Raw genomic sequence first — 21,458 nt, forward strand, 5'->3', positions numbered from 1 at the left:
CACTGCGTTGCGCTCCGCCTCAGCCTGAATGCCATCCCGGTTTCCGATTAACCCCCGACCAGGTAACGCCATGAAAAAAGACCCTGATACTGAAAAGGGCCGGAATGTCACCATCTCGTCAGTACGTCACGATGAGGGTTCGGCCCGACAGCTGGATGAAATCCTCAACGATAACCCGTTGTACAAACCCTCTCACGTGCTGCGCGGAGCCATTCTTGCCTTGTACGAAATGAGCCAGGAACAACGTCTGGCCATCATCATGAAAGCGGCTGATAAAGCCAAAAATCACTGATCACTTATTAAGCCCTCCCGCCGTCCGGTGGCTGCGGCACTCCCGGAGATACCCCATGACTCACCCTGAATCTGTCAGGCCGGTGACGGTTACCCGTGACCGCAATGGCTTCTGGACGCACCCTCATTATTTTGCACCGGCCAGTGATGAGGTCACACAGACTGAATTTGGCGACTGGATGCGCCAGCACAATCTGACCTGTGCCACCCGCTGGATGGAAAACGACGCGCCTCCCCAGGTGATCGCCGACTGGGAAAAGGGGAAACAAAACATCAGTGACTGGCTCCCTTCCGCGCCAGAGGGCGAGGGCTGGTTCATTGGCTCCATTCATGACACTGAGGACGGCCCGGTCTGTGTATGGCTGCGGGAGGTGAAATGAAGCACTTTTCATGGCTGGCCGGTGTGTTACTGGTTCTTATTTCCTGTATGCCATCCCAGGCAACGGCCGCAGCCAGTAACGCCGGTGACGGCCGCTGGGTTAACCCGATAAGCGATGTCTGCTGGAAGTGCCTGTTTCCGATGACGCTCGGCAATATTCAGCTGGCCGCTGGCCCCCAAAAGGATACCAACAACCCGGCTTCGCCGATCCAGATTTGCCCATATGGTGTGTTTTACCGCATCGGTCTGGCCATCGGGTTCTGGGAGCCAATGGCGATGGTGGATGTAACCCGTGAGCCGGGCGTCATGGTCAACATGGGGGGCTTTAAAATCGATCTCGGGCGAACGGGAACGGGAACCGCAGGGCAGAGTGACCGTCCCGCTGCCGGTACCTTCTACCATGTCCACTGGTACAAATACCCGCTGATTTTCTGGCTGAACATCATCACCAGTCTGGGGTGTCTGCAAACCGGCGACATGGATATAGCCTATCTCTCCGAAGTCGATCCTCTCTGGAATGACAGTACGCTCTCGATGCTGATAAACCCCGAGGCAGCGCTATTCGGCAACCTGATAGCTCAGGGGGCCTGCGCTGCTGACGCAGCTGCTTCATCAGCGGGTCTTCCTCTGTCTCCGCTGTTCTGGTGCGCGGGAAGTCAGGGGTCTATCTACCCGCTAACCGGCTATACCAGCGGTGAGTTTTCTCCGCTCGAGGCCTCTCTTCTGGTTGGAGAGCGAATGGCATTCAAGATGCATCGTGAGGGGCTGGTCTGGAACTCTGTGGGCGCGGACGTCGCCGTATGTAACCAGTATCCATCCCCGATCATCCCGAAAGAGCGATGGCGATACCAGATGGTGAACATGTACCCCGAACCGGGTAACTGTCATCCCTTCGGGGCCAGCACGCAGCTCTGGGGCACAACGCATAACTCTCCATCCTCCAAAAAGAACTTCGGCTATCTCTTCTGGCGCAAACGTAACTGCGTATTCCTTTAAGGACATGACAATGAAAAACGCTTATCTCCGGGCGCTGACGATCAGCGTCATGGTTGCTTTCGCGCCGCTGGCCCTGGCGAGCGCTCAGACCGATATTTCCGTCTCCGACCATAACTGGATCAAAGGTCAGCAGGACGCGCTGGCAGCGATGAAGGAAGACCTGCAGGGCCATCCGGCGGCCGCGCCCGTATTGCCGCAGCGGCAACAGGATCTGATAAACCGCCTGCAGGGCGATATCGCAGCCCGGACCAACACGATGGGGGAAAAAGACACGTTCCCGGCTATTTACTTTGTGAGCCTCGGTATTCCGCGTGAAGGTCTGCTACCCATGCTGAAGGATGCCCGCCGTTTCAACATTCCGCCAACGCTGCGCGGCCTGGTCAATAACGACATGCGACAGACCGCCGCGGCCATGTTTGAACTGAGTAAGGAGGACAAGGACGCCGGCGTGCAAATCGATCCAACGTTGTTTACTCAGTACAACATCACCACGGTACCCGCCCTGGTGGTGACCTGCCCTGGCCACCATGACGTAATTCGGGGAAGTCTGCCCCTGCAGCAGGCTCTCGAAAAAGTGGCAGAAAGTGGTGATTGTGCGGCAACGGCACGCCATCTTCTGGAGGCCGCGAAATGAAAAAATTACTTTCAACGGTGCTGATGCTTTTTCCGCTCCTGGCTGGCGCAGCTGATCCTGCCTTTGAAGCGGGAGCGAGCTTTGGCAAAGGCAATGCTTCCGCCGGGACGGGAGCCCTGAAAAACCCGGATACCGTCACAGGAGCAATACCAGGCTATACCGCTAACCCACCGGAGAAAGGGTATTACGGCGGTGTGGATGGCGGAGACGGCGGGCTGGCCAACAAAGGGCAGGCCGCGCTGCAGGGTAATGACGCAGCACAGTCGGTTATCAACTCCGGAAAAACGAACCCGACTCCCGCCATCGACCCACAGGCCCCTTTCATCACTATCGGTAAAAATGCCGAAGCTGGCGCAGACGGTGTGCTTAACGGAACCGCGAACCAGTGTAAGGAGGTGACAGTATCGAAAACCACCTTTGAAAATTACACCTGCGACAAGGATGTGGCCTCAGTGGAAGCCTGCTCACGAACTGCAACACCTGGCGGACATACATCCACCACGACAGTGCAGAAAACGTTCACACTGACGGCGGCCAATGGCGATGTAGCATTTACGAATAACGGTACCTCATTCAGTTTTAGTTTTATAGCGCCGGCATCAGGACCGGTGATCAGCGCGCATTTTTACTGGGCAGACCGTGAAGTTAATGCAGGAAAAATCTCCTGGTGGGGAGTCAGCAAGACAATGATTGGGAAGGCGTTTGACTGGGAGATTCCTGGTGCACCTGCTACACCGTTGTCTAAAGGTGGCTCCTTACCCGCCGGCGCTTACACCAGTACCGGGTGTACCAGCGGGAACAAGGACCGTTGCGAAAAGCATATACGGGAACAGATTGCTGATTTTCAGTCCGGCGCGTCAGGCTTCACACTGGTCCTCGTCATGAATGCAGTTGAGACAACCTTTATCCCCGAAGTGAACTGGTCTTCATCCTGCGGCCTTGATATGTCTAAGGCGCAGAAAACTACGTCAACCTGCACCTCTCCGGGCGGAAATAAAACCATTGTTAACAATGGCCAGAGCTATGAAGTTTATAGCGACTGCTGGGAGTACACCGATAACTATGTCGTACCGTCAGACTCCACGGGAACCTGCGGAACGCTGATGGCGAACCCGTCCTGTACAGCGGCAGGTACGACCTGCACCGAATCGACCGACGGGCAGTGTACCCATATGAGCTACACCTACCAGTGTCAGACCACGCATCAGTCGGGTGGCCTGGTCTGCGGCGGCGACTACATCTGTAAGTCAGGCGAGTGTGATGACACGAATGGTGCCGGGAGCAGCGGTTTCGATACGGCGGTGGCAAAACTGGCAGGTCTTGCCTCGGCAGCTGAAGATGCAAAAGACGCAAGCAGCTCCATTGAGGTAAAAGCCTTCACGGGTAAAGCCATGCGGTGCCGTAAGGCCTTTGCAGGTTTCTCAAACTGCTGCAAAGACTCTGGCTGGGGACAGAGCGCCGGACTGGCCGCATGTGATGATGAAGAAAAGGCTATAGGGAAGGCGAAGGCGAAGAAAATCACCGTCAGCGTCGGCGAGCGGTGCGATCGCAAGGTTCTGGGTGCCTGCATCCAGAAAAGTCAGGTCTACTGCGTCTTTGACGGCAAGCTTGCCCGCATCATTCAGGAGCAGGGGCGTCGCGACCAGCTGGGCGTTAAGTTTGGCAGCGGCGACAGTCCGGACTGCCGGGGGATCACGGTCCCGGAGCTGCAAAGTATCGACTTCGACAAAATCAACTTCTCTGACTTCTACGAGGATTTGATGAAGAACCAGAAAATCCCCGATACCAGCGCGCAGGTCCAGCAGATTAAGGAACGCATTGCCGCGCAGGTGAACCAGCAGGGAGGTGGTAAATGAAGCGTGTCCTCTGTGGCCTGCTCATGGCGCTGGCGAGCCATGCGGTGATGGCCGAGGAGATTGTGACGCCGGCAGAGCCGTTCACAGGCTGGTCCTGGTACAACGAACCGAAAAAGCCCCCTGAGCAGCCCCGGAAACCGCAGCAGCCAGCACCGCAGGCCATTCCGGATCTCAGCAAAATGTCCCCAATGGAGCAGGCCCGGGTGCTGAAAGGGTACACACAGGAGGCGCTTAACCGCGCCATCCTCTTCCCCTCACGGGAAAACACGGCGACGTTCCTGCGCTGGCAGAAGTTCTGGACCGATCGGGCATCGATGTTCAGCCAGTCCTTTGCAGCGGCGCAGTTGAGCCATCCGGACCTCGATTACAACCTGGAGTATCCGCACTACAACAGTATGGCGCCGTTTATGCAGACACGCGACCAGCAGACGCGGCAGAGCGCCGTGGAGCAGCTGGCGCAGCAGTATGGTCTGTTCTACTTCTACCGGGGCAGTGACCCGATCGATGTGCAGATGGCGGGCGTGGTGGCTGACTTTGCGAAAACCAACGGGATTTCACTTATTCCAGTCTCGGTTGACGGACAGGTTGCGGCCACCCTGCCACAAAGTCGTCCGGACACCGGACAGTCCCGGTCGATGAATATCACGCACTTTCCGGCGCTCTTCCTGGTTGACCCGCGCAGCAAGAATTACCGCGCGCTGTCATACGGCTTCATGACTCAGGATGACCTGTCGAAGCGATTCCTGAACGTGGCCACCGGCTTTAAACCCAATTCCTGAGAGATCCTTATGACAAAAACACTGTTTACCCTCATCCGCGATGCAGGGCGGGCTGCCCTGTATTCCTTCGTCCTCGGCCCGGCACTGGTGCTGTATGTGTTTGTGATGCTGGCGGCATCAGACGGCTCTCTTTCCCGGCAATTCCTGACGACTTTTCATCACCTGACTGAGGGGGTGCCTGCCGGCAAGGTGATGGGGTGCGTTAATGAACATGAGATGGCAGGACGCTTCTCGCCACCTGAACCCGGAGAGTCATTAAAGCCTGTGCCTCCTGCCTTAGCGAAAGCCCCGCCTGAAGTGTTATGTCAGCGCGGGCCCGTTGACAGCGATTCATGGGTGCGTTCGGTAGATGCAACGTTGCGCTCCGTCTGGATGATGGCCGCTATGTTGGGCTTTGGGTTGTGGTTTGTTTTATATGGCCTGTCCCGGGCCGCTCAGCGTCGCATTTCACCAGACAGACATTCGGTTCTGGTACGGCAGAACAAGGAGACACAGGAATGAAACCAACTCTTCTCGCAGGACTGATTTTCTGGGGCACGATGGCGCGCGTACTGAGCGAGCTGATGACCTGGTCCGTGGAGCATACGCAGCAGGGGCTGCTGTGGCTGTGTAATGGTATGTGGGCCGGTGCGGCTGGCATGGTGATTTATGCCGGTTATCGCTGGTTCCGTTACGAAAGGGGACAGACGCATAAGGAAGCCGATCATGAACATTAAAACCGGACTCACTGCGCTCCTGTTATCCCTGCCCCTGCTGGCGAACGCCGGTGCGCGTGAGGAGTTAATGGCGCTTGAAGCGTCAAAAACGAACTCATCTGCAGACGCTACAGCCATCACCGCCTCCACCATTCCGGTACCTGCGCCAGCCAGCCTGATGGCGCTGCCGGACGGACGTCGGGCTAATATGAAAGATTATGCCGTGGTGCTCTTTATGCAGGCACACTGCCAGTACAGCGCGAAGTTTGACCCGCTGCTGAAGGGCTGGGCCGATGAGCATGCAATTAAGGTCTATCCGTACACCCTGGACGGCGGCGGCGATATCTCCTTTCCGACGCCGATGATCCCGCGCAAGAGCGATCTTAAATCGCCCATTGCAGACGAGATTGTGACCTTCTTCGGAAACGGGCTGCCGATTGCGACACCGACGGCCTTTATGGTCAACGTCAACACCCTGAAAGCCTACCCGCTGACCCAGGGTGTGATGGACATCCCCGCTCTTGAGAGCCGTATGGCCAGCCTGATTCAGGCTGACATGGACAACGTAGACCCGAAAACGCTGCCGCCCATGCCGGCAAGCGCGCAGGTTACCCCTCAGTAATACAAACGGACTACAAAATGACGACAAACACGTATGTGTTATCGCGTACCGAGCGCGTGTGGCTGTTATTCAGCGTGACGCTGCTTGTGTCCGCAGCATTCTACGGGGTGCTCGCCCACCGGGTGGTCAGCGTCCTGAACCGTCCTGAACTGACAACCTGCCTGCAGGACTTTCCGGTGCTCCTGCTTATCTCGCTGAGCATCGGTTTTTTATTCACCGTCACCGGGCTGTACGTCTGCCGGCAGACCCTGGCCAGGAAACCCCGGGAGGAGATTGCATGATTAAGGCTTTGATAACAGCCGGTGCCGTGTTCGTTGGAGGACTGACTGCGTTGACGGCTCAGGCGGACGTCAACGGCGACCTGAACGGCTTCTTCAATAATCTTGGCTACAGCGGCAACGTCACTCAGGCGCAGGCCTGGCAGGGGCAGGCGGCCGGGTACTTCTCCGGCGGCTCTGTCTACCTCCGGAACCCCGTCAAAAATGTCCAGCTGGTCTCGATGCAACTGCCATCCCTGAACGCCGGTTGCGGCGGTATCGACGCCTATCTCGGGGCGTTCAGTATGATCAGCGGCGAGGAAATTCAGCGATTCGTGAAACAAATCATGAGCAACGCCGCAGGCTATGCATTCGACCTGGCCCTGCAGACGATGGTACCGGAGCTGAAGCAGGCAAAAGACTTCCTTCAGAAGCTGGCCAGTGATGTTAACTCCATGAACATGAGTTCGTGCCAGGCCGCTCAGGGCATTATCGGCGGGCTGTGGCCAGTGACGCAGGTTTCCCAGCAGAAAATCTGCCAGGACATTGCCGGCGAAACCAACATGTTCTCCGACTGGGCGGCTTCCCGGCAGGGCTGCACCGTCGGAGGACAGGGCGACAAAGTCACGGCTAAGGCAGGCGACGCTGAGAAAGATCAGGTGCTGAAAAACAAAAACCTTATCTGGGATACTCTCAGTAAGAATGGTCTTCTCGGCAACGACCGCGCGCTGAAGGAACTGGTCATGAGTACCGTCGGCTCCATTATTTTCAACAAGAATGGCGATGTGACAATTCTGACGCCGCTGGTTGATAATCGCGACCTGATTAAAGTCCTGATGCGCGGGGGGACGGCGAAGGTCTACGGATGTGACGAATCCACACTGTGTCTGGGACCTGTTGTCACCAATCTGACTATTTCCGAGTCCAACGCTCTGGTCACACTGGTCAAAAACCTGATGCTCTCAATGCAGAACAAGCTGGTTGACGATACTGCGCTGACCGATCAGGAAAAAGGCTTTGTGAACACCACCTCTGTGCCGGTGCTGAAGTACCTGACTAACGCTCAGAGTATGGGGATGAGCGCCACCTACCTGCTGCAGGTTTCTGACTTCATTGCCCAGGACCTGATGATCCAGTACCTCCAGGAGCTGGTAAAACAGGCAAGCCTGTCGCTGGCTGGCAAGAACTTCCCTGAAGAGGCTGCCGCCAAACTACGTGACAACATCATTCATGCGCAGGGACTTCTCGCTGACATGAAGCTGCAGTCAGCTGCTGATCAGAACGCGCTGGACGGTATCGACCGCAACATGCAGTACCTGCAGCAGCAGGTGTCCACCATTGTTTCAGGCTCCTTCCAAAGCAACTATCACTGGGGTGATCGCTGATGCTTGAGATATACACCATTTATGGCGGGGGAATGTGGAAAACGGCGCTGGACGCCGTTGTCACCCTTGTCGGTCAGAATACCTTCCACACCTTAATGCGTATTGCCGGTACCTTCGGGGTGCTGGCCGTATTGCTCACTTTCATCAAACAACGTAACCCGATGGTCTTCGTCCAGTGGCTGGCGGTCTTCATGATCCTGACCTCCATCCTTCTGGTACCGAAACGATCAGTGCAGGTCATTGACCTGTCCGATCCCGGTGCGGTCTGGGTAACCGATAACGTACCGGTTGGCCTGGCGGCTATCGCGTCGCTGACGACCAGTATCGGGTACAAGATGGCGTCAGTTTACGACATGCTGATGGCCAGACCCGACTCGGTGACCTACAGCAAAACCGGGATGCTGTTTGGCTCGCAGATTGTGGCAGAAACCAGTGACTTCTCTACGCAAAACCCGGAGCTGGCTCAGATGCTCCCTGATTACGTGGAAAACTGTGTGATCGGCGACATTCTTCTGAATGGTAAATACACCATCAATCAGCTGCTCAATTCTACTGACCCGCTGACGCTGATAACCAGTAACCCAAGCCCGCTGCGGGGCATCTTTAAGATGACCTCCACCTCACGTCAGTTCCTGACCTGTCAGCAGGCCGCAACGGAGATACAGAAGCTGGCCAATACCGACGTCAACCCGGGCAGTGCGACGTTCACCTGGCTGACGAGAAAGGTATTCGGCAACAAACTGAATGGCGCGGCGCTTCTGGCCAATGCTATGGGAGAAAGTTACGGGTACTTCTATGCCGGTGGTATGACTGCTGCGCAGATCATGAAGAATAACATCACGAACAGTGCAGTACGGCAGGGGATCAAGGGTTTTGCCGCTCGCTCTTCCGACACGGCTAACCTGCTTAATCTGGCCACCGAGAACGCTGCCACCAAACAGCGTCTCGCCTGGGCCGCAGGCAACGAGCTGGCGACCCGAACGCTGCCGTTTGCACAGTCTCTGCTGATGCTTATCCTGGTATGCCTGTTCCCGCTGATGATTGCGCTGGCCGCATCAAATCACACTTTGTTTGGTCTGAACACACTGAAAATATACGTTTCCGGGTTTATCTACTTCCAGATGTGGCCGGTTATGTTCGCCATTCTTAACTATGCCGCCAACTACTGGCTGCAGAGTCAGTCCGGGGGCACGCCCCTGGTTCTGGCCAACAAGGATGTGGTGGCACTGCAGCATTCGGACGTGGCGAATCTGGCAGGTTATCTGTCTCTTTCCATACCGGTGCTGTCGTTCTATCTGACCAAAGGTGCTGCAGCGATGGGCTCTCAGGTGGCGGGGAGTGTACTCAGCTCGGGCGCCTTCACGTCAGCAGGTGTTGCTGCGACCACAGCAGACGGAAACTGGTCGTTTAACAACATGTCGATGGACAATGTCAGCCAGAACAAGATGGATACCAACCTGATGCAGCGTCAGGGTCAGCAGACGTGGCAGGCAGATAACGGCTCCACGCAGACGCAGACGGCCGGTGGCCATACGGTTATCGACGGCTCAGGCGCAATGTCGAATCTGCCGGTGAACATGAAGCTCAGCCAGCTGGCCAGCAGTGGTTTCCAGGAGTCAGCCCGCCAGTCACAGGTTCAGGCGCAGACGGCGCTCGATGGCTACAACCACAGCGTTACCAGCGGCTGGTCACAGCTCTCTCAGCTTTCTAATCAGACAGGTACCAGCGACAGCCTGACCCGCGGCAGTGAAAACAGCCAGGTCACTAACGCAACGCGCGGCGCCAGCATGATGATGTCGGCCGCTGAAAGCTATGCGAAAGCGAACAACATCTCGACGCAGGAAGCCTATAACCAACTGATGTCAAAATCACAGGAAGGCAGTTTCAATGCTGGCGGCAAAATTTATGCCAAAGCTGATTCTGGCGATTCAGCAATAGGGAAAATTGGCAAATGGACTGTGGGTGCTAGCGGTGGGATTGAGGGGCACATGGGAGTTGAATATAAAGGCTCCGATGGCAGCTCTCATGGAACACAAGACACAAACTCTCTTGCTCAAGATATGCGACACGACAAAAACAGTCAGGCAGTTAATGACTTCCGCCAGGGTATGGATATGGTTAAAAGTAGCCGTATCACCGATGGCGCTAATCATTCCGAGAATGCTGCAAGCAGCAATGTTCAGCAGCTGGCCGCAACGCTTAATGATGCTGAGAGCCAGTACCATCAGTACACCACCAGTTCGACGCAGAGTAGCGAGTTCAGCAGGATGGCCACTATTGCGCAGAACCAGAGCGCGAGCCTCGATACGAACTATACGCAGGAGTTTGTGGACTGGGCGGCCAATAAATATGGCGATAAGGCACAGTCCATGCTGACAAGTGCGCCGTCGGCGCGCGAAGCGGCGATGGAGTTCGTAAATGAACGGCTTAAACCAGAAATCATGGGGGATTATCAGCAGGGGCGTTCAGATCTTACCAGCGGTCAGGAGCATGCAGCATTTAGTGGGGAGCATATCGTTCAGCCAGCACGTGGCAGTCAACAGGTATCAGGTTCATCTGGTCATGATGCTGGAGTCAGCTACAGCTCTCAGGATGGTGGTGCTCATAGATCGGGAGGTGTTGGCAGCGCCCAGACTTACGGAACGACTCAGGGCGCTGAATATGTAGGCCAGCAGGGTGGGAATTATTCTGCCAGAACAGACGATTCTGTTTCGCCGGGTATGGAGCAGTCAACTGTTCATCAAGGACAAGCAGCCGGACAGAGAAGCAGCTCGGGTAATATCACCTCGTCGGCAGGCATGGTTGTTGCCGGTGGACGCACCACGGCAGATGAAAGAACCGGCCATATTGCAGAATCGCACTCGGAGTTCCATCATTCAGGAGCCGTCAGGGAGCAAGGAAGCATGCATGGCCAGGAGAGTGAAGTTACTCATAGCCGTTCAGGCATTAATGTTGGCGGTGAAAAAGTACGTGGCGATGCTATGCAGGAGTCATATAGAGAAAATCAGGCTAAGCTGCAGGAACATTCCTCACAGGGTTTTGGTCCCCAGAATGAGCTACAGCGCAGAGTGGCGGAACAAAGATCTGAAAATGAGCATAAAATCAACGAATCTGCTGAGGGAATTGGCAAAAAACAATCCACTGTTCAGGTATCCAGTGATATATTAAGCGGAGAACATGCGAATGCTCAGTCAAAATTCGCAAAAGGATATGAAAGTGAAAAAGGACGTCAAAATTTCATTCCTGAGGAGGCCAGCGATGCTGATGTTAAAGCTAGGCTTGCCGAAATACGCAGGAAAGCAGGCTAATAGGAGTGTATATGGCAATTACACAGGCAGATGTTAATAAAGATATTCGTATGTTGGCAGATAGCATAGAAGATGAAAATCGGCCATTGGTTAATCCTGTACAAGCTTTGAAGATAAGTATGCTGTGGCCATTGAGTTGCGCTGCTGTTTATGCAATTGCTGTCTCCTGGGCTATATATAACTTTACGCCACATATTGATCATTTCGATAATATGACAACCCTAACAGGCGAGTATGGGTTTGTACTTGCAGCCTGTTCCTTAGCTATTGTATTTTGTCTATTCATAGGTGCGTCACTATATGGTCCTGCGCTTGCATACCTATCGCTAAGCGAAGAAGCTAGAGATAAATCTCTAATCATAAGGCGATTAAAAAAAGTTACGTTGAAGGTAGGGGGATTCTTCCTCCTCTGTAACTTAGGGATAGCGGTTCTTTCAATTAAATTCCCTTCTGTTTTAGTTATCTCACCATTCTCAATCATTGTGTCATTTTTGATCACGCAAGGTGTTGTAGGTGCCGAGGCTGCTAGATATGGAATTAGTTCAATTTTTGGCAAAGTGAATAAATTAGCTAATAAAGTCTAGGCATATAGATAGAAGTGCGGGTTCTATCTTTATTGATATTGCTCGCACTTTTTATAACCATTTTAAAATTTAATAGTCATTCTTAAGAGAAAACCTATCTGAAATGATCTCATTTCCTACTACTACCATTGCTCGAAGAGATAATGGTCATGACTCCCCTAAATTTTAGTAGTAATTGACGACAAACAAACTTTTTAACCTAAATTCCCTTTCAAATCAGCCGATAACGTCTCTGTTAGCTATGTCTCGCTAACGGGGACGTTTTTCTATGCACAGGAAGAATTCATGAAATTAAAAAAATTAGCCGTTGTAGGTTTGATCGCTTCTACTCTTGCACTGTCAGGTTGTGGTGCCATGTCCACTGCGGTGAAGAAGCGTAATCTCGATGTCAAAACTCAGATGAGTGAAACCATCTGGCTGGAACCATCATCAGAGAAAACGGTTTATCTTCAAATCCGTAATACTTCTGACAAGGACATGTCTGGTCTGCAGGCACAAATTACAAATGAACTGGCCGCCAAAGGCTACCGCGTCACCAGTTCTCCGGACGCCGCCTACTACTGGATTCAGGCAAACGTGCTGAAAGCCGAAAAAATGGATCTGCGTGATGCGCAGGGTTTCCTGAAAACCGGCTATGAAGGTGGGGCAATGGGCGCTGCTCTGGGGGCTGGTATCACAGCCTACAACTCCAGCTCTGCCGGTGCGACATTGGGTGTAGGGCTGGCCACCGGGCTGATTGGTATGGCTGCGGATGCAATGGTTGAGGACGTCAACTACACGATGGTGACCGATCTGCAAATCTCCGAGCGCAGCAAAGCGACCGTCACGACTGACAATATCGCTGCACTGAAGCAGGGGACCTCAGGCGTCAAGCTACAGACCAGCTCAGAACAGGGCAACCGCGCTAAATACCAGACCCGTGTGGTATCCAATGCCAACAAGGTAAACCTCAAGTTCGAAGAGGCGAAACCTGTCCTGGAAGCTCAGCTGGCCAAATCCATCGCCGGCATCATGTAATACCCTGCGGCTGTGGCGACCGTCACAGCCTGTTCCCCCTCAGACTGATATTCACCGTGTTCTTTCCGGAGCCGGGTGCGTCAGTGCTTTCTGTCAGTTACCAGTAATTACGCTTCCTCGCATGGCTGCGCCAGGCGCAGCCCTGTCTGCGGCGAGCGTTGCGTCCTTAATTTCAAAGGAGCTCGTCCATCATGATGCATCAGATAAATGAACGTGCAGATTACTCAGCTGAATTCTGGTCGCTTATCCATCTGGAAAGCGAGCTGATGGCAGCAAGGGCCTGGATGAATGTATTCGGTTCACTTCCTGAGGGGCAGGGTATGACCATTGTTGCTTTCTGGGCTGGCTATGAATTTACCCTTTACGATCTGGAGCCCCGGGGGTGGCATTCACCGGTTTATAGGGATGTGGCCTCGTCAGTCCGTTCTGTGGCTGCATACATTAATAAACAGGACTGGGAGGACGGATGTCAGCAGGCCAGGTATGAACTGAGTCAGATGTAATAACCTGACGATTAACCCCCACGCGGTACCACATTTTTTCATCACCCTTTTCAACGTTTCTCTCTGATAACACACATCACCGCGCAGGTGATGCGATAACGGCCGGACAACACTCTATGAGCTTCGCAGGAAAAAACCTCACCCAGGGCGGGCAGATGACCGCCTACCGCTGGCGCATGTTCATTCAGGTGAACAACTGGATAGGATTCTGGATCTTCATCCTGTTCGCCGTACTGACTACCGCCATCTTTCTCTGGCGAATCCCTCAGGAAGCCCTGGATAACGGTTCCCTGTGGTGGTTCGCCAGTATCAACAGCAGCTTTATTGACCTTATGCCGGCATCGGGAACGCCAAAAATCTACGACGTTCACTACTGGTATGCGCCGACCGCGACGGCAATGGTGCTGAAAATGACTTTGCCGCAGATTTATACCGACCCGTACATGCAGGCGATGGGCGACCAATGTCTGCGCGAGCTGCAATGGGCGGCCGGCGCCAGCGGGCTTTTCAGTATGGTGGTGTTTATCGCCGTGACCTGGTTTATCGCGAATATCGGCCGAAAGGAGAGCGAGGACGAATATCTCTCCGGCATGCAGCTGACCGACAAGCCAGCGGAAGTGAATAAATTACTGCGCAAAAACGGTGAGATCTCTGATCTGCGCGTAGGCGACCTGCATATGGTCAGGATGGCGGAGGTACTCAATTTCCTGATGCATGGCACTATCGGGGTGGGGAAGTCGACGCTGATACGCTGGTTACTCGACTACATCCGCAAACGCGGTGACCGGGCCATCATCTACGACTCAGGTTGTACCTTCACAGAAACCCATTATAACCCCTCCACCGATATCATCCTTAACGCCCACGACGAGCGCTGTGCCAACTGGCAGATGTGGGGCGAGTGCGTTGACGCGGTCGATTACGACAACCTGGCCGCCAGCCTCATTCCGGTGGAAGGGGAATCCGATCCGTTCTGGGTATCCAGCTCGCGAACCATTTATGCCGATCTCGCGATTCGTATGTCGACGGACCCGGAACGGAGCATTGAGAAGTTCCTCAAAACCCTGCTGTCCCTCAGCATGAAAAATCTGCGTGACTATCTGGCCAACACGCCCTCAGCCAACCTGGTTGAGGAGAAGATCGAGAAAACGGCCATTTCCATTCGCTCGGTGGTAACCAACTACGCTAAAGCCCTTCGCTATCTGCAGGGGCTGGATGACGGAACGAAGCCGCCGTTCACCATCCGGGAGTGGATGATGCAGGAACGCTATGACAGCAGCTGGCTGTTTATTTCAACCCAGGCCCGTCATCGCAAGAGTGTACGCCCGCTGATCTCGCTGTGGGTGTCGCTGGCCACACTGATGCTGCAGAGCATGGGGGAGAACAGCGACCGCCGCGTATGGTTCATTATCGATGAAGCACCCAGCCTGCAGCGCATACCCGAGCTGGCCGAGACACTTGCCGAGGCGCGTAAATTTGGTGGCTGTTTCGTGCTGGGCATGCAGAACATGGCGCAGCTGGTTCACGTCTACGGCCGCGAGCTGGCCAAAAGCATTTTTGACCTGATGAACACGCGTATGTACGGACGTTCGCCGAGCGCCGAGATGGCCAAAGTGGTGGAAGAGGAGCTGGGCAACCAGCGTAAGCGCAAAATCCGTGAGCAGAACAGCTACGGTCTGGACCAGGTGCGTGACGGTGTGTCCCTCGGTAAGGACGAAGTGAATAACCCGATTGTCGACTACGAGCAGATCATGCGTCTGCCAAACCTCAACTTTTATGTTCGCCTCCCGGGTGAGTATCCGGTCGTCCGTCTGAAGCTGAAATATCGCGCGCTGAAGAAACGGCAGGCAGGTCTGATTGAGCGCAATATCCGCGATGCGCTCAGTCCGGAGCTGGAGAGGGTTATTCAGGAGAATGAGCGCGCAGCGGCTGCTGCAGGTCTGACGTTCCTGACCGGTGACGAAGTGCTGGAGAAGGGAAGCGAAATGTCAGCCGCAGCTGACGGTACGGCACATGTTACTTCTGCCGGTACGCCGGCATCATCGCCCGTCGAAAAAAAGACAGCAACACCAGAGACATCGCCGAAGCCTCCTCAGGGCATAGTGACTGAACGGAAACAGGTAGCTGCCATGGAGCCTGTTATCTCCGGTTCTGCGACAGTCGTACCGGAAGAGGGGGCCGGAAAACACAACACGGTGACACCTCCTGTCACTGCAGAGAAAAAAGATAACGTTGTTTCTCTCTGTTCTGTTGGCGCAATGAAGAACCCGGCGGAAGCTCCGGGCAAATTACCTGTCTCCCACGGAGTGACCGTTCACCAGGGTACCGCTGACTCTGTACAAACAATGCCCGATGCCCTCAAGGCCCTGCGAAACCGACATCATGTACCGGAACCACCTGTCGCCTCACCCCTGAGCATGCTGCACAGGGCACGCCAGCGGCCGGCCTCTTCGGAAAGCGATCCGCAGACAGAGGAAAACGGCGGTGAGTCCATGAACCTCGACATGAAAGTGACGGCACTGCCTGACGGCGGCCTGAGTGTGACGACGGCAGGGAAGTCAGTGACACCGCAAACCCCGGATGAAGCCCACAGTACTCACCGGCAGCTGGCGCAGGAAGAAGAGAACATTTTACTTCACCGTCACGCGGACGACCCGGGTTACGACGAAAACGACCATTACTATTACGACAGAGAGCCTGAATTATGATGTCAGTCGCCCCAGTAGCGTCAGCCGGCGAGGCTGCAGGCTACTACAGCAATTCCGATAACTACTATTTTCTGGGCAGCCTGCAGAGCCTCTGGATGGGGGAAGGTGCAAAAGCGCTGGGTCTGGAGGGCAATGTCCGTGGCGATGATCTGACGGCCGTCCTCGAGGGCCGCCTGCCGGACGGCTCACGGCTTGGCAAGGAGGTTAACGGACAGCATGTCCACCGTCCGGGCCATGACCTGACCTTTTCCGCCCCCAAGAGCGTGTCAATTCTGGCACTCATCGGCAACGATAAAGAAATGGTGGAAGCACATAACCATGCCGTCCGCGTGGCGGCTGGCTATGTGGAGAAGCTCATCTCGGCCCGCGACACGAAAGACGGCGTTACGTCCATTGTACACACCGGCAAGATGGTGGCGGCCGCCTATACGCATGATACCTCGCGCAATCTTGATCCTCAGCTGCACACCCATCTCCTGATTGCCAACATGACGGAGTATGCGGGCAAATGGAAAGCCCTGGCCACGGACTATATCCATAACGCCGGCTTTATCGAAACCGTCATGAAGCACCAGGTCACGCTCGGCAAAATCTATCGCAGCGCGCTGCGCGAGCGGGTTGAAGCGCTCGGTCATGAAGTGGAAGAAGTAGGCAAGCATGGCATGTGGGAAATCAAGGGCGTTCCGGAAGAAGTCAGGGACGAGTATTCCTCACGGGGCCGGGAAATTCAGGGGGCCGTGGGGGCTGAAGCCACGCTGCGCAGCCGGGATGTGGCCGCCAAAGACACCCGCAGGGCGAAAGTTGACCCTTCGCGGATGCGCCTGATGGAGCGCTGGCTGGGCCAGATGAAGGAGAAGGGATTTGACCTGAAGGCGTATCAGGAGAGCGTGGTGCCGCGTGATGCAGGTCTTCGTGAGACCGCGCCTCAGCCGGAGCGAGGTCACCAGGCTAAGCCGGTTCCAGCCGGGCCTGAACAGGCTTCTCTGCAGACGTCGTCCACGGCAGAAAAGAGCGTCGACACACCTGCTCAACCCGCAGAACGGGAGAGCCAGTCCCGTCAGCCAGTACGACAACAGACTGACACGCTGAGTCAGCCGGCACAGACCGGTCCCGAAAAGACACCGGCGACCAGGAGCTTACCTGCCGCGCAGCTGGACACTGAAATACCCCGCCCGGAACTGACTGAGGCTGTCCGGCTGGCCATCTCGCAGCTCAGCGACAGTAAAACGCGCTTCACCTTTGGCGAGCTGATGATGACCACCGCTGAGCTGAGTGAACGGCTGCCGGAGATTAAGGATATTCGTGTGGCCATTGATGCAGCGCTGAAGGACGGCATGATTGTGCCGCTGGACAGTGAGAAAGGGGTTTTCACCTCCCGTATTCACCTGCTGGATGAACTCTCGATCCAGGCGCTGAGTCAGGAGCATCTCAAATCCACAAAAGTCGTCAGTTTCACCCGCCCGGCGCAGTACGCGCCGGCGGCGCTTGAAGTTGTGGAGAAGGACGCCCTGGTGCTGATGAATGCCCCGTCAGGCGTGGCGGGCATCCGTGACCTGACCGCGCAGCTGGCCGGTATTGCCGGCGCGAATGGTCGTGATGTGCAGGTGCTGGCCAGCTCTGCCGAGCGCGCCATTTCGCTGGCAAAATCCGACGATTTGCGTGAACGGATTATCAGCCGGCAGCATGTTCTGAGCGGTGATTTCCACCTGAAACCCCAGAGCACGCTGATTATAGAAGGGGCAGAGCGTCTGGGGCTAAAGGAGACGCTGGTTCTGCTGGGCGAAGCGCGCGCGCAGGACGCACAGCTGGTCTTTCTCGACAGTGCCGGACGGCAGGCGAACGGTAACGCCATGTCCGTGCTGGAGTCCGCGGGGGTTGCCCGCTCCCGCCGCACGGAGCCTGCGCCCGGGCTGGAGGCCGAAGTGGTCAGTATTCCGAACAAACGCGACCGTTACGAGGCGCTGGCCAACCGGTTTGCAGAGCTGAGCGGAGGAACTGATAACGTCACCGCCGTCGTGGTCGGCAAACGTGAACAGGCGCAGCTGACGGGCCTGGTACGTGAGGCGCTGCAGAACGCAGGGCAGCTGGGGCGTGACGGCGTGGAGATAGAGGCCCGGCAGCCGGTGTGGCTCGACAGCAAAACGCGCCGCATGCCAGGTTCGTACCGTCCCGGCATGGTGCTTGAAGATCGCACGGACGCAAAAGAGCGTAAGTCCTATGTGATTGACCGGGTGCATGAGGACACGCGAGTCCTCTCGCTAATCGACGGTGACGGCGTGCTGACCCGGATGAAAATCGGGGATATCAGCGCTGACTGGCGTCTCTTCAGCCGTGAAACCCTCAGCGTGGCCACCGGCGAAAAACTGCTGTCCGTGGCGGGCGACCGCGAGCACAGCCTGAAGGCCAAAGATCGTCTTGAGGTGACCGGGATAAGTGAAAAGGGGATTGAGGTTAAACGGGGGGAAGACACACTGACGCTGCCAAAAGACCAGCCGCTCTATCTGTCACATGCTTACGTGACCGCGCCGGGCGGACGGGATAACGACACCGGCGTGGTGCTGGCCGCGCTCAACAGCCGCGACATATCGACCCAGACCATGAACTCTCTGGCACAGAGTGGCCACCGGGCGGAAGTGTTCACCGCCGAAGTGCAGGACCGGGCTGAAGCCCGGCTGCAGCGCATGAAGACCAATGCCTCTCCCGTGCAGCTGGTCAGAAACCTGAGCGGTCACCAGGACGTCAGTCAGGCGGTTGATTCACTGCATCACAGCGTCCGGACGGACGCGGGTCTGGCCGTGTGGCGTGCCATTAACGACCAGCGCACCGTGGTGATCAGCGAGCTTAAGCTGGCGACGGAAGCGCAGAAATATCATCCCGACCTCGAAGCCATCGGGAATGAAATTGGCGCGATGATTAAAAATGGCGAGCTGTTGTCCGTATCCGCAGGGGGAGAGCCGGTACTGGTGTCCCGGTCCACCTGGGAGATGGAGAAAGCCATTCTGCGCGTGGTGGAGGAAGGGAAAGGTACGCAGCAGCCGTTGCTGGAACAGGTACCGGAGGCCGTGCTGAACGGACTCACCGATGGCCAGAAAAAGGCGACCACCCTGGTGCTGGGTACCACCGATCAGTTTATCGGGATTCAGGGCTATGCCGGCGTGGGGAAAACCACGCAGCTGAAGGCGGTGATATCTGCACTGGAGACCCTGCCGGCGGACGTTCGTCCGGTGATGACGGGGCTTGCTCCTACGCACCAGGCGGTGAAAGAAATGAGCGACGTCGGTGTACGGGCGCATACCATCAAATCTTTTGTCGTTGAGCATGACCAGGTGACGGCCGCAGGCGGGAAACCTGACTATAAAGGCCAGGTGTTTCTTATTGATGAATCATCAATGGCAGGCAACCAGGATACGGCGGTACTGTTCCAGGCCATTGCCAGCGGCGGTGGTCGCGCGGTCTCGATGGGTGATATCGACCAGTTTGAAGCGGTCGACGTGGGCGCGCCCTTTAAGCTGATGCAGGAGCGCAGCCCGATGGATGTGGCCATCATGAAGCAAATCGTCCGCCAGAAAGACCTGCAGCTGCGAGGCGCCGTCCACGACATCATTGATAACCGGATCGATGCGGCCCTGCAGCGCATTGAAACCCAGCCGGCTGACCGTGTGGCGCGTAGCGCTTCAGCCGCGCTTCCGGAAAGTGCGATTCAGGAAACGGAGACGCCTGTTAGCGACATCGTGGCTGACTGGAAGGACCGGACACCGGAGGCGCGGTCCCGTACGCTCATCATTGCGCAGCTGAACGCCGACCGTAAGGCGATAAATGCCGGCATTCATGCCACGCTGGCTGAGCGGGGAGAACTGGGAGAGAAGGCTATTAAGGTGCCTGTGCTCGATAAAATCACCCATACGCGCCATGCGTTCAATAAAACAGAGGCCTGGGAAGCAGGGATGGTGGTTAAACGCGGTGACCGCTACCAGGATGTGGTGGCCGTTGACCGTAACGGCAGAACGGTGACGGTACGTGATGAGGAAGGGAAGATTGCTCTGGTTTCACCGAAGGAGCTGATCAGCGGTGACGTGCAGCTGTTTCGCCGCAGCGAGATGGAAGTCCGTTCCGGCGATCTGCTTAAGTTCACGGCGACCGATCGCGAACAGGGACAGATGGCCAACCAGCGCTATACGGTGGAGTCGGTCAGCGAGGAGGGGAATATCCGTCTGAAAGGGGAGAACGGTCGCGTCACCATCAATCCGGAGAAGGTCCGGGCGCAGCAGCATATCGACTACGGCTGGGCCGTCACCGGCTACGGTGCACAGGGGGCCAGTAGCGATTATGTCATTGCGCTTGAGGGCACGAAAGACGGGCGTAAGGCACTGGCTTCCCGTCGTGCCTTCTACATTTCAACTTCCCGCGTCAAGGAGCACGTCCAGATTTACACCGACAAGAAAGCGGACTGGGTTAAGGCGATAAAAACACCGGAGCGTGATATCAAAACGGCGCACGATGCGCTGGCACCAGAAACGCAGCGCAAACAGGCGAAAGCCATCTGGGCAATGGGGCAGCCGGTGAATAAAACGGCCATCGGGCGCGCCTGGGTGCGCCATCAGGGCATGCAGGAGGCGTCACTGACGGCAAAAATCATCCCGGCCACCCGGCGCTTTCCTGAACCGGCGCTGGCGCTGCCGGTGTATGACAACAATGGCAGGAGTGCGGGCCTGGCTATGGTTTCCCTGGTTTCCAGCCCGGAAGGACGGATAACGCAGGGTGAGACCCGGATGGTCATGACAGAGCGTGCCCGTGGCGCCGTGCTGCAGCGGAGTCAGTCCGGAAACACGATTGTGGCCAGCGACCTGACGGCTGCACTCGATGCAGTACGAATTCATCCAAAGGACGGCGTGGTCTGGCAGACCGGTGATGAACCGCCTTCAGCATGGCTGCTTAAGGTAAGCGGTGGGACAAAACAGGATGTGTCACCGGGTATTGTCTCCACGCTGACGGACGAACAGAACGTACAGCAGTTGCGCGAGCAAATGCTGGCAGACCAGGTTCGCAATGAAGAAGCCGGACGGAGCAAGCAGCCGGAGTCGTTGCTGGCGGAAGTTCCACAGGAAGAGGTGATCAGACTGAAACCGGAAGACATTAACCCGCGTAAACCGGAACCACTCAACCCGGACGCGGATGTGATCGCGAGGGTCAGAGGTGAGGAAAACACCGATGGACAGGAAATAAAAGCCGCTGCAAGCGTCAGAAGCGAGCTGGAAGGTGCTGACAAGACCGCCGGTGAACAGTCGCGGGCATCGCGTGTGATTGCAGATCTGGCAAACGCTGAACGAGACATGCTCAGGGTGGCAGAAAATACTGAACGCGGCCGCATGCCGGAACGTGAAGAACAGACCCTCACCCGAACCATTCAGAAAGAACGTTAATCTCCCTTTTAACCATGAGAATCA

The 21,458-nt window shown here is 56.0% G+C and carries 17 protein-coding genes; all 17 read left to right on the forward strand.

Annotation, left to right across the window (positions count from 1 at the left end; all coding sequences use genetic code 11):
- Window positions 1-70 precede the first annotated feature (70 nt).
- The 17 genes from ACMGGH_RS22960 to traI all read left to right on the forward strand — a co-directional run bounded on the left by ACMGGH_RS22960 (window position 71) and on the right by traI (window position 21,434).
- Window positions 71-292 carry a hypothetical protein gene (locus tag ACMGGH_RS22960; RefSeq protein WP_015572104.1) on the forward strand — a complete coding sequence of 74 codons (222 nt, stop codon included), beginning with the start codon at window positions 71-73 and terminating at the stop codon, window positions 290-292.
- A gap of 55 nt (window positions 293-347) precedes the next feature.
- Window positions 348-671, forward strand: a complete 324-nt coding sequence (locus tag ACMGGH_RS22965; RefSeq protein ID WP_045341727.1) for a hypothetical protein — start codon at window positions 348-350, stop codon at window positions 669-671.
- Complete coding sequence (traU, locus tag ACMGGH_RS22970; protein ID WP_015572105.1) at window positions 668-1,666, forward strand: conjugal transfer pilus assembly protein TraU; 999 nt, start codon at window positions 668-670, stop codon at window positions 1,664-1,666. Before ACMGGH_RS22965 ends, traU begins: the two co-directional genes overlap by 4 nt.
- Window positions 1,667-1,676: 10 nt before the next feature.
- Window positions 1,677-2,300 (forward strand): type-F conjugative transfer system pilin assembly protein TrbC, encoded by a 624-nt coding sequence (trbC, locus tag ACMGGH_RS22975; protein ID WP_420299236.1) that lies wholly within the window; start codon window positions 1,677-1,679, stop codon window positions 2,298-2,300.
- The gene (gene traN, locus ACMGGH_RS22980; RefSeq protein WP_420299237.1) at window positions 2,297-4,156 is read left to right on the forward strand and encodes a type-F conjugative transfer system mating-pair stabilization protein TraN; all 1,860 of its coding nucleotides are present in this window, start codon (window positions 2,297-2,299) and stop codon (window positions 4,154-4,156) included. The genes trbC and traN overlap by 4 nt, the downstream gene beginning before the upstream one ends.
- A complete protein-coding gene (gene traF, locus ACMGGH_RS22985; RefSeq protein WP_047959887.1) occupies window positions 4,153-4,935 on the forward strand; it encodes a type-F conjugative transfer system pilin assembly protein TraF in 783 nt (260 codons plus the stop codon). Before traN ends, traF begins: the two co-directional genes overlap by 4 nt.
- 9 nt (window positions 4,936-4,944) lie before the next feature.
- Window positions 4,945-5,436 carry a hypothetical protein gene (locus ACMGGH_RS22990; protein ID WP_047959888.1) on the forward strand — a complete coding sequence of 164 codons (492 nt, stop codon included), beginning with the start codon at window positions 4,945-4,947 and terminating at the stop codon, window positions 5,434-5,436.
- On the forward strand, window positions 5,433-5,651 hold the full coding sequence (locus ACMGGH_RS22995; protein ID WP_047959889.1) for a hypothetical protein: 219 nt from the start codon (window positions 5,433-5,435) through the stop codon (window positions 5,649-5,651). Before ACMGGH_RS22990 ends, ACMGGH_RS22995 begins: the two co-directional genes overlap by 4 nt.
- A complete protein-coding gene (gene trbB / locus ACMGGH_RS23000; protein WP_047959890.1) occupies window positions 5,641-6,252 on the forward strand; it encodes an F-type conjugal transfer protein TrbB in 612 nt (203 codons plus the stop codon). Before ACMGGH_RS22995 ends, trbB begins: the two co-directional genes overlap by 11 nt.
- Window positions 6,253-6,269: 17 nt before the next feature.
- Complete coding sequence (locus ACMGGH_RS23005) at window positions 6,270-6,533, forward strand: hypothetical protein (protein ID WP_420299238.1); 264 nt, start codon at window positions 6,270-6,272, stop codon at window positions 6,531-6,533.
- Window positions 6,530-7,894, forward strand: a complete 1,365-nt coding sequence (gene traH, locus ACMGGH_RS23010; protein WP_069733721.1) for a conjugal transfer pilus assembly protein TraH — start codon at window positions 6,530-6,532, stop codon at window positions 7,892-7,894. Before ACMGGH_RS23005 ends, traH begins: the two co-directional genes overlap by 4 nt.
- A complete protein-coding gene (gene traG / locus ACMGGH_RS23015; RefSeq protein ID WP_420299239.1) occupies window positions 7,894-11,202 on the forward strand; it encodes a conjugal transfer mating-pair stabilization protein TraG in 3,309 nt (1,102 codons plus the stop codon). Before traH ends, traG begins: the two co-directional genes overlap by 1 nt.
- An 11-nt stretch (window positions 11,203-11,213) precedes the next feature.
- On the forward strand, window positions 11,214-11,786 hold the full coding sequence (locus tag ACMGGH_RS23020) for a hypothetical protein (RefSeq protein WP_420299240.1): 573 nt from the start codon (window positions 11,214-11,216) through the stop codon (window positions 11,784-11,786).
- A 285-nt stretch (window positions 11,787-12,071) separates the two neighbouring features.
- Window positions 12,072-12,803: a conjugal transfer complement resistance protein TraT gene (traT, locus tag ACMGGH_RS23025; protein ID WP_420299241.1), complete on the forward strand. Its 732-nt coding sequence runs from the start codon at window positions 12,072-12,074 to the stop codon at window positions 12,801-12,803.
- 191 nt (window positions 12,804-12,994) lie between these two features.
- A complete protein-coding gene (locus tag ACMGGH_RS23030; protein ID WP_420299242.1) occupies window positions 12,995-13,306 on the forward strand; it encodes a hypothetical protein in 312 nt (103 codons plus the stop codon).
- 116 nt (window positions 13,307-13,422) lie between these two features.
- Window positions 13,423-16,014: a type IV conjugative transfer system coupling protein TraD gene (traD, locus tag ACMGGH_RS23035; protein WP_420299243.1), complete on the forward strand. Its 2,592-nt coding sequence runs from the start codon at window positions 13,423-13,425 to the stop codon at window positions 16,012-16,014.
- A complete protein-coding gene (gene traI, locus ACMGGH_RS23040) occupies window positions 16,011-21,434 on the forward strand; it encodes a conjugative transfer relaxase/helicase TraI (RefSeq protein ID WP_420299244.1) in 5,424 nt (1,807 codons plus the stop codon). The genes traD and traI overlap by 4 nt, the downstream gene beginning before the upstream one ends.
- The last annotated feature ends 24 nt before the right edge of the window (window positions 21,435-21,458 follow it).

The organism is Enterobacter sp. BNK-16 (genome assembly GCF_048684955.1).
Taxonomy (GTDB): domain Bacteria; phylum Pseudomonadota; class Gammaproteobacteria; order Enterobacterales; family Enterobacteriaceae; genus Enterobacter; species Enterobacter bugandensis.